At 50.7% G+C, this 17,590-nt stretch carries 6 protein-coding genes; 2 read left to right on the plus strand and 4 right to left on the minus strand.

The annotated features are described in order from the left end of the window. Positions 1 to 18: 18 nt before the first annotated feature. Positions 19 to 11,193 carry a Calx-beta domain-containing protein gene (locus MKQ68_RS15380; RefSeq protein WP_264279894.1) on the minus strand — a complete coding sequence of 3,725 codons (11,175 nt, stop codon included), beginning with the start codon at positions 11,191 to 11,193 and terminating at the stop codon, positions 19 to 21. 492 nt (positions 11,194 to 11,685) lie between these two features. On the opposite strand from MKQ68_RS15380, the gene ahcY reads away from it, so the two are divergent. Continuing rightward, entirely contained in the window at positions 11,686 to 13,014 is a 1,329-nt protein-coding gene (ahcY, locus tag MKQ68_RS15385) for an adenosylhomocysteinase (protein WP_264279895.1), read from the plus strand. A 113-nt stretch (positions 13,015 to 13,127) separates the two neighbouring features. Then, positions 13,128 to 13,859, plus strand: coding sequence for a pyridoxine 5'-phosphate synthase (locus MKQ68_RS15390; RefSeq protein ID WP_264279896.1), 732 nt, complete (start codon positions 13,128 to 13,130; stop codon positions 13,857 to 13,859). 52 nt (positions 13,860 to 13,911) lie between these two features. Here the strand turns inward: MKQ68_RS15390 and MKQ68_RS15395 are convergent, their stop codons facing one another. The 3 genes from MKQ68_RS15395 to porQ are packed head-to-tail and all read right to left on the minus strand — an operon-like array spanning position 13,912 to position 17,462. After that, a complete protein-coding gene (locus MKQ68_RS15395; RefSeq protein ID WP_264279897.1) occupies positions 13,912 to 15,591 on the minus strand; it encodes a hypothetical protein in 1,680 nt (559 codons plus the stop codon). Positions 15,592 to 15,601: 10 nt separating this feature from the next. Beyond that, positions 15,602 to 16,378 carry an ABC transporter ATP-binding protein gene (locus MKQ68_RS15400; protein WP_264279898.1) on the minus strand — a complete coding sequence of 259 codons (777 nt, stop codon included), beginning with the start codon at positions 16,376 to 16,378 and terminating at the stop codon, positions 15,602 to 15,604. 13 nt (positions 16,379 to 16,391) lie between these two features. After that, positions 16,392 to 17,462: a type IX secretion system protein PorQ gene (gene porQ / locus MKQ68_RS15405; protein WP_264279899.1), complete on the minus strand. Its 1,071-nt coding sequence runs from the start codon at positions 17,460 to 17,462 to the stop codon at positions 16,392 to 16,394. Positions 17,463 to 17,590: the final 128 nt, after the last annotated feature.

Here is a 17,590-nt window from a genome sequence, read left to right on the forward strand (position 1 = left end):
AGGATTTGCTTAAAAATGTTATCGTTTCAACACCACGAAACCAGTGGTGCGATGTTCTTTACCGTTACTGTCCCACACGATGACCACATAGAAATAAGAACCGTCAGGCAGTTCGTTACCTGCGCCGGAGCCAGTGTTAGAGCGGCCTTTGAACGAATTGTTGGCATTGTTATACTTATTTGAACGGTACACCACGCCACCAAATCTGTTCATCACCACTACTTCATGCTTCTGATACTTAAGAATGTTTTCGATCATCATCACCTCGTTACCCCTGCCATCACCATTCGGCGACAATGCAGGATGCACGCGGATGTCGCCACGATTGTTGTCGGTAATACGCCCATCTCTGATAAAGCGTTCTACCGAATCGGGCACGCCATCGTTATCAGAATCCAGGTCGAGGTAGTTCGGGATGCCATCATTATCGGTATCATCATCGGTTGGATCAAGGTTTTTGTTGATGTCCTCTTCCCCGTCGGTAAGACCATCGCCATCCGTATCGCAGGTCAGGCAGAATGCATCATCGTTAAGAATAACGCCGATAGCCTTGTTCCACGGACCGATTGACGGCTCACCCTCGCTGGAACCACTGGTCGCTTTTATCAATCTGATGGTGAAGAACTCATTTGCTTCGGGCGTTTCATCTCCATTCACATTCACGATAATATCGCGCCCGAAGGTCATGGCCGGAATGGTAATGCTCGTCGCCGACGCATCAAAGTCCGAACCAGCGGTCGCTCTTCGTTTGTCCTGCACCACGCCTTCTCCTTCAAACGCATCTGTAAAGGCATAGTCTACGACAATATCGCGGGAGCTACGACGATTCAGTTCTACCGTGAAATGCAGGGGTGTTGTACCACTGTTACCTTCCGATACTTTCACAGAATCCTGTTTAAAGATGATCGTAATCGCATCATTATCCAACACCTCGGTACGGGTCGTGATCGCTGTACCCAGTTCATAGTAAGGCGTCGGCCCTGTTACGTACGGCCTCAGTTCCAATGCAAGGTGACCATTTGCATCGTTGATGTCATTATCATTCATCTGTACCGTAAAGTCGATACTGGATGAGCCGGCAGGAATGGTTACCACCATAGTATTAGCCGTAATGTGATAGTTCCTGATGGCATCGTGATCGGCGCTGATCGTCACCGGCAGGTCGGCTGGCACTACTGAGGAAGCTTTCAATGTAAAGCGGATCGGATCACCCTCGTTTACACTTGTTTCTGTTACCGAAAGTTCCACCGTCAGCAGGTCGTCATCACCTAACGTCATGCTCGCGCTGTTAGGCGTACCGGCTTCCCAAATCAGTCCGCTCAGGGCAGATGAGATGTTTGCCAGCGTTACTACGATTGTTTCACCACTTTCCTGGTCCGTATCGTTCAGCGGGTATACATTAATAATGGCGCTGTTCGAGCCGGCCGGTATGATCACGCTGCCTGAAAGGGCGGTATAATCTGTACCGGCAGTAGCAGTACCACTTACCGTATAATCCACTTTCACATCTGCCGCAGCGCTGATCGTACTGTTTACAAATTTCACTTCGAAGCGGCCTGCGGTGCCGGGTTCTGCGGCATCGTCCAGTTTATTGATGATCACGCGACGATCGGCAGTATTCGCTGCTTCGTCATCGGTGAGTGACATGGAGACAGGAGTGCTATTCACCATCACTGGTACCGGGTTATTATTCATGATCGTGGTGGCCGACTGCAACGTGAGTACGATCGTTTCTGTCACTTCGATTAGCTGGTCGTCTTTTACAGTAACTGGTATCGTAACGGCTGACTGTCCGGCAGGAATTGTCACCGTCGTAGCAGACGCCACATCGTAGTCAACTCCGCTCGTGGCGGTACCTCCTATTACGTAAGTCACCTGTACATCTTTACGAGCAACCGCCGTTCCGGACAAACTTACCCGGAAGCTGCCATTGGTGGCAGGTTCTGCTGCATCCGACAGCTTAGTGATGTCGATGGTATAGGCAGGCACGTCATCACCAGGAATGACCACCGATGCGGTATTGATCGTGAAGCCGGCAGCGGTGCCTCGTATCGTAAGCGTTTCATCATCCTCTTCTTCCAGATCGGCGGTGGCGGTTAAATCGAAGCTCGCTTCGTGGTCACCGGCGTTAATCTGGAGGGTGGCAGGCAGCACGCCGTAGTCGGTGGCACTGGCTGTAGAAGAAGCATCTGCTGTAAGTGTAATAATGATCGGGTAGGCCGCGGTAATGCCTGTTGGCAACTGCGCTGTTACTTTGCTGGCGTTGCCTTCGGAGAGTGAGGCAGAATCAATGCTGAGCGTTACCTGCATGTTTGCTGCGATCAGGCTCGTTGCATCTTCGATAGATACAGTTGCTGAAAGTGACTGCGCGTGACCGTACACATTGGCAGCGAGCGACATTTCCAGCACCTCGGTTACCTCCAGCACATGGTCGTCCGCAGCAGCGGTAAGTACGAAAGATGTACTGTTAACACCCGCAGGGATCGTGAGGCTAGCCGGGAAGTTGTATTCCGTTGTATGCAGCGAGGCAGATGAAGCCGCACCTCTTGCCAGGTTGATGGTGATATCGTTATCAGCCAGCACACCCGTAGGCAGGCTCACTCGTACCGTTGTATTTTCACCTTCGCGGATTGCGGCAGCATCTGGCGCAAAGGTCAGCTGCGTATTAGCCGGCAGTGTGCTCGTTACGTCTGTGATGGTGAGTGTGGCAGGCGTCACGGTAAATCCGCTTAGCAGGCCTTCCACCACTACAGTTTCTGCTGATTCGAGCAGGTTATCCGTTGTGGTATTAATAGTAACTGAGTTAGATGCATGATCACCGGCAGCGATGCGGATCGTACCTGGCAGCGCGCTATGGTCGGCAGCACCTGCAGTTGATGCAAATGCTTTGCCGATAGTCACATCCAGGTCGTAGGCAGTGGTGTAACCAGCCGGCAGCGCAGCCTGAACAGCTGCAGCAGCTCCTTCCGCTACGCTGGCTGGCGTTACGGAAAGCGTGATCATGTTATGCGTAAGATGATCGCCGTCTATGATATCGAAATTAGCTGACGACTGAGAGAATGTATACCCGGTGGCAGTAAATGTCAGCTGCAGGTGTTCCGTCAGCTCCAGCACCTGGTCTAACCGGGCTTGCAGCGTTAGTATTGTGGATGTGCCATTCGCAGCGATCGTAACATCAGCAGGGATAGCGGCATTGAAGTCGGCATCGCCTGATGCAGGCGTCACTACACCTTTCGCCAGGTTGATCACGATTGGCGAAGCGGAAGTAACACCCGTAGGCAGACTAAAGGTGATGGTGGCTTGGCCGCCTTCATTAATAGTTGCTGCACTCACGTTCACATCTATCACTGGTGTGGCCGTTGCGTCTGTAATAGACACCGTTGCTGAAGCTGTTTCGCTGCTGCCCCACACGGTGGCGGCGGCGTCGATGATCAGTGTTTCCGTTGATTCTATTTCGCTATCAGTATTCGCAGTTACAGTAAACGCAGCGCTATTAGCACCAGCGGCAATCATTACACTCGCCGGCAAGCTGTACTCGCTGCTCGTCAGCGAAGCACTGCTGGCTGCTCCACGACTCAGGTTCACCGTAATGTCTGTACTGCTGGTGATGCCTGTTGGCAAGGCGACTGTCAATGTTGTATTAGCACCTTCAGCTATCGACACCGTAGCCGGTGTGATGCTGATATGTTTGTTTAATGGATTCGTACCGGTTGCATCGTCGATCGTTAAGGTTGCCGCCTGTACGGTAAACCCTGTCGCACTTCCTTCTATCACCCATGTTTCTGATGCTTCCAGGATATTGTCGGTGGCAGTAGTCAGTGCTGCAGTAGCGGAATTACTACCTGCCGGGATCAGGATGCTTGTTGGCAGGGCACCATGATCGGCCAGGTCTGCGGTTGAAGTCCCACCTTTCGTAATGTTCACCGTGATGTCGTACGAAGCGGTGATGGTTCCGGGCAGCGATGCGCGTAAAGTGGAGCCGTTGCCTTCGGTTACGGTGCCTGGTGTTACGGAGAGTGTTACCGTGTTGTTAGTCGGGTAATCGCCGTCGGCTACATCTATATTAATAGTCGATTGGGAGAAGGTATAGCCAGTCGCAGTTGCTAATAATTGCAGTCTTTCTGTCACTTCGATCAGCTGATCTTCACGGGCTTCCAGCGTGATGCTTGCAGACGATGCATTAGCTGCGATCGTTACGCTGGTTGGCAGCGCTGCTGTAAAGTCAGCATTGGTAACAGCTGGTGTAGCAGTGCCCTGGGCCAGGTTGATGACGATCGGCGAAGCGGAAGTAACACCCACAGGCAGACTAAAGGTGATGGTAGTCTGGCCGCCTTCATTAATGGTTGCTGCATTCACGTTCACATCTATCACTGGTGTGGCCGTTGCATCAGTAATAGACACCGTTGCTGAAGCTGTTTCGCTGCTGCCCCATACGGTGGCGGCGGCGTCGATGATCAGGTTTTCTGTTGATTCTATTTCGCTATCAGTATTCGCAGATACAGTAAACGCAGCGCTATTAGTGCCGGCAGCAATTGTTACGCTAGCCGGCAAGCTGTACTCGCTGCTCGTCAGCGAAGCACTGCTGGCTGCTCCACGGCTCAGGTTCACCGTAATGTCTGTACTGCTGGTGATGCCTGTGGGCAATGCGACTGTCAATGTTGTATTAGCACCTTCGGCTATCGAAACCGTAGTAGGTGTGATGCTGATATGTTTGTTTAATGGATCCGTACCGGTTGCATCGTCGATCGTTAAGGTTGCCGCCTGTACGGTAAACCCTGTCGCAGTTCCTTCTATCACCCATGTTTCTGATGCTTCCAGGATATTGTCGGTGGCAGTAGTCAGTGCTGCAGTAGCGGAATTACTACCTGCCGGGATCAGGATGCTTGTTGGCAGGGTACCGTGATCGGCCAGGTCTGCGGTTGAAGTGCCACCTTTCGTAATGTTCACCGTGATGTCGTACGAAGCGGTGATGGTTCCGGGCAGCGATGCGCGTAAAGTGGAGCCGTTGCCTTCGGTTACCGTGCCAGGTGTTACGGAGAGTGTTACCGTGTTGTTAGTCGGGTAATCGCCGTCGGTTACATCTATATTAATAGTCGATTGGGAGAAGGTATAACCAGTCGCAGTTGCTAATAATTGCAGTCTTTCTGTCACTTCGATCAGCTGATCTTCACGGGCTTCCAGCGTGATGCTTGCAGACGATGCATTAGCTGCGATCGTTACGCTGGTTGGCAGTGCTGATGTAAAGTCAGCATTGGTAACAGCTGGTGTAGCAGTGCCCTGGGCCAGGTTGATCACGATTGGCGAAGCGGAAGTAACACCTGTAGGCAGACTGAATGTAATCGTCGTTTGATCACCTTCATCAATTGTCGCCGCACTCACGTTCACATCGATCACTGGTGTGGCTGTTGCGTCCGTAATAGACACCGTTGCGGAAGCTGTTTCGCTGCTGCCCCACACGGTGGCGGCGGCGTCGATGATCAGTGTTTCCGTTGATTCTATTTCGCTATCAGTATTCGCAGTTACAGTAAACGCAGCGCTATTAGCACCAGCGGCAATCATTACACTCGCCGGCAAGCTGTACTCGCTGCTCGTCAGCGAAGCACTGCTGGCTGCTCCACGGCTCAGGTTCACCGTAATGTCTGTACTGCTGGTGATGCCTGTGGGCAATGCGACTGTCAATGTTGTATTAGCACCTTCGGCTATCGACACCGTAGCCGGTGTGATGCTGATATGTTTGTTTAATGGATCCGTACCGGTTGCATCGTCGATCGTTAAGGTTGCCGCCTGTACGGTAAACCCTGTCGCAGTTCCTTCTATCACCCATGTTTCTGATGCTTCCAGGATATTGTCGGTGGCAGTAGTCAGTGCTGCAGTAGCGGAATTACTACCTGCCGGGATCAGGATGCTTGTTGGCAGGGTACCGTGATCGGCCAGGTCTGCGGTTGAAGTGCCACCTTTCGTAATGTTCACCGTGATGTCGTACGAAGCGGTGATGGTTCCGGGCAGCGATGCGCGTAAAGTGGAGCCGTTGCCTTCGGTTACGGTGCCGGGTGTAACGGAGAGTGTTACTGTATTGTTAGTCGGGTAATCGCCGTCAACCACATCTATATCAATGGTAGACTGCGAGAAGGTGTAACCGGTGGCCGATATACCCAGCTGCAGTTTCTCTAATACTTCAATTAACTGGTCAGCACGTGCAGTAAGCGTAAAGCTCGCAGCGCTGGTATTGGCAGGGATGGTCACGCTGGTCGGAATGGCAGCAGTAAAATCTGCATCCACGGCAGCAGGTGTAACCGCGTTTTTAACCAGGTTGATCACGATCGCCGAAGAAGATGTTACGCCGGATGGCAACTCAAATGTGATGGTAGTAGCGCTGCCTTCATTAATAGACGCACTGCTCACATCCACGTCAATCACCGGCGCGGTGGTCGCGTCTGTAATGGTAATATCTGTCGAGGCCGACTCCACATTGCCATAAACGGTAGACTGCGCCATTACCTGCAATACTTCCGTTCCTTCAATCACGGCATCGGTGAGCGCGCTTACGGTAAAGCTCGCGCTGTTGGAACCGGCAGGGATGGTAACTGTAACCGGCATATTGTAATCACTGCTACCTAAACCGGTACTGCTGCCAACACCGCTGCTCAGTGTAACGCTAATGTCGCTGGCTGCTGTAATGCCAGTAGGCAATGATACGCTCACACTGGTAGACGCACCTTCGGTAATCGTTGCAGATACAGGCGTCAGGGTCAGCTTAGTATTTAAAGGATTCGCACTGGTTGCATCGTTGATAGTAAGTGTACCATTCGATACAGTAAATCCAGTAGCTGTGCCTGCCGCTACCACGGTTTCGGCAGATTCGAGAATATTATCGGTAGCGGTGGTAATCGTCGCATTTGCAGATGCATTGCTGCCTGCAGTAATGTGCAGCGTGGTTGGCAACGCACCGTGATCGCCGGTGGCGGCAGTAGAACCAGCATCTTTGGTAACGTTTACATCAATATCATAACTGGCCGTCAAACCCGCCGGCAGACTTGCCCTGATCGTTGCACTGGTACCCTCATTCACACTCGCAGGTGTAACGTTCAGGGTGATTGGCATCGTAGAACCGGTGTAATCGGCATCTATCACATCAACATCAATATCCGTCAGATCAAAGGTGTAACCTGTAGCGGTTGGGGTAAGACGCAAACTTTCCAGCACTTCGATCAACATATCGGCTCTTGCGGTCAGGTCGAGTTCGACCATCGTTCCTCCTGCCGGAATGGTTATCGATGAAGGGATTGGTGCAGTAAAGTCAGCATCTGTAGCGGGTGAGGTAACAGTTTGTTTTGCCAGGTTAATAGTGATGGCGGATGGTGCTGTATAACCGGAAGGCAGACTGAATGTCACTTTCAGGTTATTACCTTCGGTAACGGAAGCTGCCGGTACATTCACATGTATCTCCGGAATCGCTACAGGATCCTGCATGGTCACGTAGCCGGAACTCATCACAAAGTAACCAACGGGCAATATCTCCATAATATATATCTCCACTACTTCATCTCCGTCGGCTACACCATCATCCACCGTCGTGAAGTCGAATGAGGCACCGTTAGCACCTGGCGGTATGGTAATACTGGATGGCAAACTGAATTGTGTACTGGAAGCATTGGTGTACAGGCTTACGGTATAATTGTAGTTCGTACCGGTATATACACCTGCAGGCAAGTTCACCCACACTTTTACGCTCTCCCCTTTCTCCACATTACCACTCTCCGGCACAATGGCCAACTGCACGTTCGCTTCGGTCTGAATGGTAACATCGCCGATAGAAAAGGAATTATAGTTCTCCGTAAAATTGGTCGCACTGGCTTCTACCTCGAAAAACTCATCCATCTCCAAAGAATCGTCTGCATGGGTGGTCACCACAAAATCAATGCTGTGAGATCCTGCCGGGATAGTTATAGATGCAGGCATGCCGGTAGCGTCGCCGCTGCCGGCTGTAGATGCCGCTGTTTTAGCCAAGGTTACCGGAATATCATACGCCGCCACGTAATCAGAAGGCAGGCTCACGGTATAAGTAACCGCACCACCCTCGTACAGGTAAGAGTTATCTACGTCTAAGCCAAGCTGCTGACCAGGAGTACGGTCATTACCATCAATATTCAATTCTGCCGACGGCACGCTGAAAACGTGACCGGTAGCAGCAAACGACAATCGCAGTTGTTCGATATGTTCAATAATATGATCGTCGATCGTCTGGAAGGTGATGCTCGCGGAGGAACTGTTGGCCGGGATGGTCACCGTAGTCGGGATACCGCCGGTAAAGTCAGCTGCTGTAGCCACATGTCCGGTACTGGTGTTGTTCAAGTTGATAACGGTCGGCGTCGGATTGGTATAACCGTCAAGCGTAAACGTAATGGTCCACGAAGCGCCCTCCAACAAGGTAACAGGGTTAGCCGGATTAACAGACACTAATATATTCGCACCGGTTGGCGGTGTATAAATGGTCGTAGTATCGATCACGGTAGCCACCAGCGACTTCTTTTCGGGATGACCAAAGTAATCCACGGTCACATCGAAGTCTAATGTTTTATCACCATCCACCACCAGGTCGGTGAGGAAATCGATCTCGAACATGGTGGAGCTTTGTCCCGCCGGAATCACAATAGACGCTGGCAGCACGTATTCGCTGGGATCAAGTGTGGAAGCAGGGTTTACGCTGAGCGTAACGGTCATATCTTTTTCCGTTACCCGGCTGGAAGGCTGCAGGTTAATGTGCACTTCCATCTTCTCCCCTTCATTATAGGTGGTGGTCCAGGTACTCAGGTTAAAGTTGCGGTTCGCGGGTAATGCACTCTGCAGGTCCAGCACACTGGCGGATACCGATGATACGGTAAAGCCGGTGGCAGCACCTTCCAGGACCAGCTGCTCGGTAGGCTCATACATATCGTCATCTTCAAACACCACCGTGCCCGAAGCCGAATGATGCCCGGCTGATATAATAATATAACTGTCGAGGTATCCATAATCCGCCGCAGTAGCGGTAGATGTCGCACCGCGACTCACCGCTACGAGAATGTCTGTTCCCGCTACCAATGTACCGGGCAAGCTTGCTGTGAAGGTCAATGTTTCATCTTCATTCAAAGAAGTTTTATCCACCGATAAGGTAATAGGCATACCCGCGTAGTAATCACCATCGATAATATGCGACGTACCACCTACAACGGAAAAGCCAGTCATCACCCCATCAAAGGAATAAGCCTCCAGTGTTTCGATAATGTCATCGTCGGTCAGCCCTAAATTGTAGGTCACCGAATTGGTATTGGCAGGGATATTTACGGTAATCGAATCTGTAAGTACGATATCGAAATCCGCCGCCTCGGTATCGCCATGCGTTACCAGGAAGCGTGCAGACAAAGGCTCTTCGGAGGTAACGCCGGCAGGCAACCTGAAGTTGATCGCGGCATTGGCACCCTCCAGCGCATCCGCAGCCGAAAGGGTGAGCACTTTGTTCGCCGGTGTATTGCCGGTTTCGTCCACTATACCTATGTATACCGAAAAGTTTTTAGGCATGCCGCTCAGTGTAGCCGAAGCGATCAGCTGAACGGAGTCTTTCACCGGCTCCAGCACCAGGTCATTCAACGCTGTAAAGGGGAATGTCACCTCACTGCTGCCTGCAGGGATCGTAACATTGAATGGGAAGGTGGATGGTGTAAAATCCGAGGCTTCCGCGTTACCGCCACCTTTACTAATAGTCACGATCACATCGGTCGCCTGTACCGGACCGTTCATCTTCACGGTAACGGTGGTCGACTCCCCTTCTGCCAGGGTTGTTTTAGCCGGTATCAGTTTAATATCGGCGGCGTCATCATCTTCAATCGTATAAACAGCTGTAGGATGGGTTGTGCCCACCTGCACAAAGTTCACACAATCAGTCGATATGCTCAGGGTGAACGTACGGTTCGGCTGAATCGTGCCGTTGCCTTTTATTAATATGTTGGAGATGTCTAAATCAACAGGCACTACAGAGTAATCGCCCGCTGGGATTACAAGACTGCCGAGTACTTCGTAATCGCTGCCAGGTGTCGCGGGGGTTACACCCGTTGGTGCTGCATTGATACGCACCACGATAGGCAGCCTGGCCGTACCGCCGGACACATGCAACTTCAATCCCTGTAAGATATGATCATCCTGCCCTTCATCACCAATACCCGTTGCGTCAGAAAAGTTGAGCGTAAGTGGGTAGTTACGGTCCTGGTAAGCTGATAATACAGGATCAGCGAGGTTTACGCCGCTATAAGTTTCATTTTCAAAGCCAACGAGAAAACGTTTGGTCATGATCTCGTCGCGACCGGGCCCGAGCAGGCCCGAAAACTTGATTGCCTTGTGCGCCACAATGCCCTTTGATTCCACCGGCGTCAGCGCCGCGTTTGTCACATTCTTCAACAAAAATCCTGCTCCTGTCTTTTCATCTCTCAGATCGTCCTGTGCGGCGTACCAGGAAGTAAACCCGCCAGCCACGCGAAATATGTGTGCCCCTGTTTCTGGATTGCCACAGTCGCCCGGATCTTTATATACACCAACAAGCTGCGGCCGACTGGTAGCCTCCAGGTATGCATCGCCCGACATAAAATAATCGGCCACAAAACCTTTGCCGCAATCTGTACCCGCTATAGAAGTATGCTCCGACAAATAGATATGCACAAATGCCCCGTGCGCGCCTTCCTGTCCGGCCACGAGGTAGTCCAGTAAAAAGTAGCTGTTGTCCTTTGCATAGGTAATCACCGATTCGATCTGGTACTTTGCCCCGTCCTGATCGGTCGCAAAGGCCGTCGTTATCACCTTCCAGGGATCTGTGGTAGTACCTGTACCAGAAACCGCCGATATCTGGCAGGACTTCAGGTACTGCGGCTGAAACGGCAGGGTGGCATCGAAGCGCGGTTCTATCACCACATAGGTACGTAACCCGCGGTCGTACGCAGGGTCCGACGGGTCCATATTAGTTTCCCATTTCCCGTTCTTTTTAACGAGATACCCGGTATCTGTAACAATGATCTGCAAACCGTCGGTGGAATTATTACCGCCTGTTGGATTGATCGTAACGGCAGGCGCCTGCGCAAATGCGTGGCCAGCCAGCAGCATCAAGCCCGAAATAATTAGCCACAATGGCCGGAAACGCCTCTCGCGCGTGAGTAGAATTTGTTTCATAGGACAGGATAGGATAATCTAATAATGGTCAAATGATATACCTATGCTAAAATTTACAGTGTCTTGTTATTGGTATTGGTCACTCCTATCATCCCGTTTCTGCTCCTCGTTTAAGCAGAAACGGCCGCTTAACGGTGGCCACAAAGCCAATACCCGTTATCTATCTTTCTCTCAATTAACTTTTTACGCTTTCAGGTACGGCGATTACTAATATGCAAATAGGGATTACGCTTTTTCCTGTCAGTCTTTTCCTGCAATGGTGATGTACCTTATTGCCTTTCGTTGGAGAAATAACATGTGTAACTGATATAATTACAATAAGTTCCACATTTAACAATAAGCAAATCTATATTAATTATAATATCTAAACAAGAAAAAGTGAAAATATTTTTAATATATCCTTCTGATAAGCAAACCATAGCGTCTGAATAAATGAGGAAAGGGCTATGTCAATAGGTAAAATAGCGGTAGATTTGCAAAAATTACAACTGAATGTCTACCATCACAAAATCAAAAATTGACTTTGACCTCAAATACAAGGTAAAGGATATGTCGCTGGCCGAGTGGGGCCGCAAGGAGATTGAACTGGCGGAAGCAGAGATGCCCGGTTTGATGGCTATCCGTGAAGAGTTTGGCCCGTCACAACCCCTGAAAGGCGCGCGCATTGCGGGTTGTTTACACATGACCATTCAAACTGCCGTACTGATCGAGACCCTGGCACACCTGGGCGCTGAAGTACGCTGGAGCTCTTGCAATATCTTCTCTACACAGGATCACGCCGCTGCTGCTATTGCTGCTGCAGGCATTCCCGTTTTTGCCTGGAAAGGTCTGAACGAGGAAGAATTTAACTGGTGTATTGAACAAACCCTGTTCTTCGGCGGTGCAGACCGTCCCCTGAACATGATCCTCGACGACGGTGGCGACCTTACCAACATGGTATTCGACACTTACCCTGAGCTGATCCAGCACATTAAAGGTTTGAGCGAAGAAACCACTACCGGTGTTCACCGCCTGTACGAGCGTATGAAAAATGGTACGCTGGCACTGCCTGCTATCAACATCAATGACTCTGTAACCAAATCCAAATTCGATAACAAGTACGGTTGCCGCGAATCCTGCGTGGATGCGATCCGTCGCGCTACAGACGTGATGATTGCCGGTAAAGTTGCTGTTGTTGCCGGTTTCGGTGACGTAGGTAAAGGTTCTGCAGAATCACTGCGTGGTGCCGGTGCCCGTGTAATCGTTACTGAGATCGACCCGATCTGCGCATTGCAGGCCGCTATGGAAGGTTACGAAGTGAAAAAAATGTCTACAGCCGTTCAGGAAGCCGACATCGTTGTAACCACTACCGGTTGCCGCGACATCATTTCCGGTGAGCACTTCAAACTGATGAAAGATAAAACCATCGTTTGTAACATCGGTCACTTCGATATCGAGATCGACGTTGCCTGGCTGAACACCAACTACGGTCACACTAAAGTGGAAATCAAACCACAGGTTGATAAATACACCATCGACGGTAAAGACATCATCCTGCTGGCTGAAGGCCGCCTGGTAAACCTGGGTTGCGCTACCGGTCACCCGTCTTTCGTAATGAGTAACTCCTTCTCTAACCAGGTACTGGCTCAGCTGGAACTGTGGGTAAACACTGCTTCTTACAAAAACGAAGTGTATGTGCTGCCTAAACACCTGGACGAGAAAGTGGCCCGCCTGCACCTGAAAAAAATCGGTGTGGAACTGGATGAACTCACGACTGTACAGTCTGAATACCTCGGTATTCCTAAAGCTGGTCCTTACAAACCAGATTACTACCGTTACTAGTAGATAATGGCTTTACTATATCGTTCCGAAAGCGGCTGCCTTATGGCGCCGCTTTCTTCTTTTTAAGCAGATTTTTATTTCCTGATGGAGGAACAATCCGTTAATTTTGCGGCATGACCAAGCTGAGTGTAAACATCAACAAGATCGCCACCCTGCGCAATGCCCGCGGCGGTAATCTTCCGGACCTGTTAAAAGTCGCAGCAGACTGTGAGCGTTTCGGCGCAGATGGCATTACTGTTCACCCACGACCCGACCAGCGCCACATTCGTTACGACGATGTACGCAATTTAAAGCCGTTAGTGACCACCGAATTTAATATTGAAGGTTACCCTTCACAGGAGTTTATGGACCTTGTATTGGAAGTTAAACCGCACCAGTGTACGCTTGTTCCCGACCCGCCCGGCGCCATCACTTCCAACAATGGCTGGGATACGGTACAATATGCTTCTTTCCTGAAAGATGTGATCGGCACGCTGAAGAAGGAAGGTATTCGTGTATCCATCTTCCTGAACCCGGACATTACAAAGGTAGAAGGCGCTAAAGCCGCCGGGGCCGACAGGATCGAACTCTATACCGGCCCTTACGCAGAGGAATACCACAACGCGCTCACCCAGCCGCAAAACTTTGCGCTGTTCAACGAGTATAAAAACACCGCGAAAACGGCTACCGAAGCCGGGCTGGAAATCAATGCCGGCCACGACCTCAACCTCGATAACCTCCGCTTCTTTAAACTGCACATCCCGCAGCTGAAAGAAGTGTCCATCGGCCACGCGCTCATCTGCGACGCGCTGTACTTTGGACTGGAGAACACGATCCAGTTGTACAAAAGATTGCTGGTGGACTAGTTCTGCATCAACATAAAAGAAAAGCGCGGCCCTTACCGGTGCCGCGCTTTTTTTATCGCTTGTAAATGACTTTCCAGTCCGTTTCGCGGTAACTGGTAAATACCAGCCAGCATAACGCGATCGACAGTACGAGGAAGATGCTTTGCAATACCAGGCTGCCTACCACCAGGTAATGCCCGAACCCAAACGCCCCGGGCACTACCAGCGCCAGCAGCGACATCATAAACCGACCGCCTGTCTGCTGCACGTTCATCTCCACCGAAAAGGGAAATTTACGCATGAATACATAGGCGAACAACACACATAATGAAATGATGTTCGTAAGCCCCAACGCCAGATCTGGCAAGGTTTTAAAGCCCCATACCCATATCACGAATACGCAGATGATGAGGTAGAAAGGCATGAAGAACTTCATCAGCGTGGCCTTGAAAGCGCCGGCTAATACCTTGCCCGGACTTTCCAGCGGCGCGGCGTAATACACCCAGCTGGCTTTAAATTTAGAGGAGTATACAAGTTGTGCAATGGCCGTTACGAAGGCGAAACAGCTGATATACAATAACAGGATGTACATTTTTGTCCCCGGCAGTGCGGCCCAGGCTTCTGCAGGTGTACCGTGCCTGCCCGTCAGTAACATATAGGCGAACCAGATGAATACATACGCCAAAGATGGATACACTTTCAGTTTAAACTCGCGGCTGCGGCCGGTCAGTAACCATACGGTTTCAAAGGCCATACGCTCGGTACGATCTTTCGCGACTAAACGCGCCAGCGATCTGTAGAACTTCGACTTGTTGCCAGGTACCGCCACAGACGGCGATTCGCCACCGCTGCCGGCAATGAGGCTTAAACGTTTATTGAAGCTGGGGGCCAGCTTTCTTACAACTACCCAAAGACTGAATATCGGGATGAATATCGAGCAAACGAGTAATATTATATAAAGCGGCGCCCATTCCCCAAAGGATAAACTCACCCACCCACCGGCAAACCAATACGGCGGTATCACAAAAAGGAACTTATAAGGTCGCAGGTCTACATTGCCTAATTCAGATTGATTTACAAACCTGGGCACCAGGTAGTACATCGCGAAAACGGCAGTGGAGAAGGCTATCTGCAAATAATTAATGATCTCTTTAAACTTCTCCGGAGAAGTGAACCGCAACGCCAGCAAGTACAATGCATTGATCATAAAGATGGTGAACATGCTCGCCAGCATAATCATCACGATCATCGCCACCGCCGGCAGTATGCCTTTCGTCACCAGCAAAAATACAATCGCCGGTAATGCCATGGGTACAATGATCTTCGATACGTGTATGATGATATGCAACAACCGAGAAAGCAATACAGTACGATCATTCACCGGTTTAGGCAGAATGACCAGGTTGTCTTTTACATCGATCAGCACGTAGGTAAAATCGGAAATGAGCGTGAGCATCAGCATGGTCATGAACGCACAGCAGTAGATGAACATCTGCAGCAACGGATCGGTACCTAACTGGAAAAAGAACAGGTAGAAGAAGCCCATCAGGAAAGAAAGCAACAACATCATCCAGGAAGAACCTTTGCCCTCCTTCTGTTTACGCTGATTCCGCATTTGGGTATAGGCATTCGGCCGCCTGTCATCCATGATGAGTTTCACCTTCAGGATGGCCATGAGTTGTGGGATGTTGGCCCCCATCCGGCTCCAGACGGGATTGAGCAAGGCCACGACGCTTAAAAGAAATTTGTTCATGGTCCGGTTTTTACTTGCCCAGGGCGTTAATGAAATCGTCGGCCACGCCGCTCAGGTTCTGGTCGCCTGTAAGGTGTGCAAATATCTGTTCCAGCGTGTCGCCTTCTGTTTGCTGCAGTTGCTCAAAGGTGCCATCGGCCACGATCTGGCCATTATTGATCAATACGATACGATCGCTCACTTTTTCCACCACATCCATCATATGAGAACAATAAAAGATGGTTTTGCCTTCGCGCTTCAGCAGCGACATAATTTCTTTTACGATGATCACTGCGTTAGCGTCCAGGCCGGACAGTGGCTCGTCCAGCACGACGATCTGTGGATTATGCATCAGCCCCGATATGATAAGCACTTTCTGACGCATGCCTTTGGAGAAGGTGTCCATGCGGTGATCTTTCTCGTTCTGCAAACCGAAAGCCGCCAGCATCTTACTTGCCCGCTCTTCGATCTGCTCATCGTCCATGTCGTACAGTTTACCGGTGAAGTGCAGGTACTCCATCGGGGTAAGCATGTCATAGATCTCGGCATTTTCGGGGATGTAGCCAATGCGGCGTTTGATCTCCAAAGTGTTTTCCCGCAGGTCTTTGCCCAACACCGTCACTTCGCCTTCGAAGTCGCCGAGTAAACCGATCAAGACCTTCACGGTGGTAGATTTACCCGCCCCGTTTGGACCAATATAGCCAATGATCTGGCCAGGGTATACATCCAGGTTAATACCTTTCAGCACCTGCTTCTGGTCATAATTCTTATACAAATTCCGGATGGAAATAATAGGCTGGGTATCCATAACAATTTTGTTTTTACCACCCGATCTTTTCACCAAACGTACCGAGGCCGGTCCATTGATTGAGCGGGAGATTTATACCAAAGTGATTAAATGCTGTTGAATTTTGATAAAACGAGCGCGCATAACGGATCTGCAGGCGGGTGATGATTACCCCCACGCCAAAGGAAAAGCCGCTCATCCCCTGTTGCTGCAGCAGCGCCAGTTCCTGCCTGCGCAGGTGATTATAGGCGGCCGTCAGCTCCACATGTTTGCCAACCGTGAACTGTGCAGCCAGCACGAAATGCCTGAACACCTTATCGATCGCCCCTGCCCTGTTCACCAGCGTATCGCCGTTCTCGATCACCTGCCCTTCGTCGAAATCAGGATCTTCATAGTTAATATCGAACTGGTAGATGTGATGTATAGTGGCGGATAATTGTAAGGGCACATGTTCAAGCTTTTTGGAGATGCCCACCTGGAGGTCGAATGGCAGCGGCTCTTTATTCTCTACGCCATAACTCTTGATCTGGCTGCCCATGTTTTTAGCCACCAGCCCCACCTGCCAGCCTTTGGCCGTGTCCTGGTAGGTGATGCCCATATCGGCGCTAAAACCGGTGCTGCGGTATTGCTGGTACCTCGACCTGATATACTTCAACGTGAGACCGTAATTCCATCTTTCTTTATACTGGCGGGATGCGGTCACCTGCCAGCTCATGTCGCTCGGCTTGAAAGATCCCTGTATGTTGCCTGCCGCATCGGTTTGCACGATGTTGCCGTAGTTCACGAATTGCAGGCTGGTAGCGAAGGTGGTGCCAATAGAAGGCACATGGTACCCCGCCATCACATGACTGTAATTCACCCCGGCAAAGTAATCGGCGTAGTTCACCTGCAGATGGGTATGCATGGAGGGCCGTAACAGTGCAGGGTTGAGGAAGGTGGCAGATAAATCGTCGGTTTGCAATGCAGCATTCATATTACCAAGCGCGGTGACCTGCGGCGCGGGCGGCAGGTCCAGGAAGGAGAATACGTGCTTACCGCCCAATACCTGGGCCTGGGCCCTGGTGAAGGATAAAAGGAGGACTATAACGGCGGCGATCTTCTGCATCGGCTGCAAAATACGAAATGCAAGCGTTGTTTTCTGAGAAGCCTGCGGGGCGGTGTATATATCGCCGACGAACAACCCTGATATTCGATCGTGGAGCCGGCGCGCAGACTTAGACCCAATCTGGTAAG

Origin of the sequence: Chitinophaga horti, from assembly GCF_022867795.2 — a bacterium.
Taxonomy (GTDB): Bacteria; Bacteroidota; Bacteroidia; order Chitinophagales; family Chitinophagaceae; genus Chitinophaga; species Chitinophaga horti.

What these genes read in the sequence shown, in the direction of transcription:
- ahcY (WP_264279895.1), top strand. Translation starts at nt 11,686, where the DNA reads ATGTCTACCATCACAAAATCAAAAATTGACTTTGACCTCAAATACAAG.
- MKQ68_RS15400 (WP_264279898.1), bottom strand. Translation starts at nt 16,378, where the DNA reads ATGGATACCCAGCCTATTATTTCCATCCGGAATTTGTATAAGAATTAT.
- MKQ68_RS15390 (WP_264279896.1), top strand. Translation starts at nt 13,128, where the DNA reads ATGACCAAGCTGAGTGTAAACATCAACAAGATCGCCACCCTGCGCAAT.
- MKQ68_RS15380 (WP_264279894.1), bottom strand. Translation starts at nt 11,193, where the DNA reads ATGAAACAAATTCTACTCACGCGCGAGAGGCGTTTCCGGCCATTGTGG.
- porQ (WP_264279899.1), bottom strand. Translation starts at nt 17,462, where the DNA reads ATGCAGAAGATCGCCGCCGTTATAGTCCTCCTTTTATCCTTCACCAGG.
- MKQ68_RS15395 (WP_264279897.1), bottom strand. Translation starts at nt 15,591, where the DNA reads ATGAACAAATTTCTTTTAAGCGTCGTGGCCTTGCTCAATCCCGTCTGG.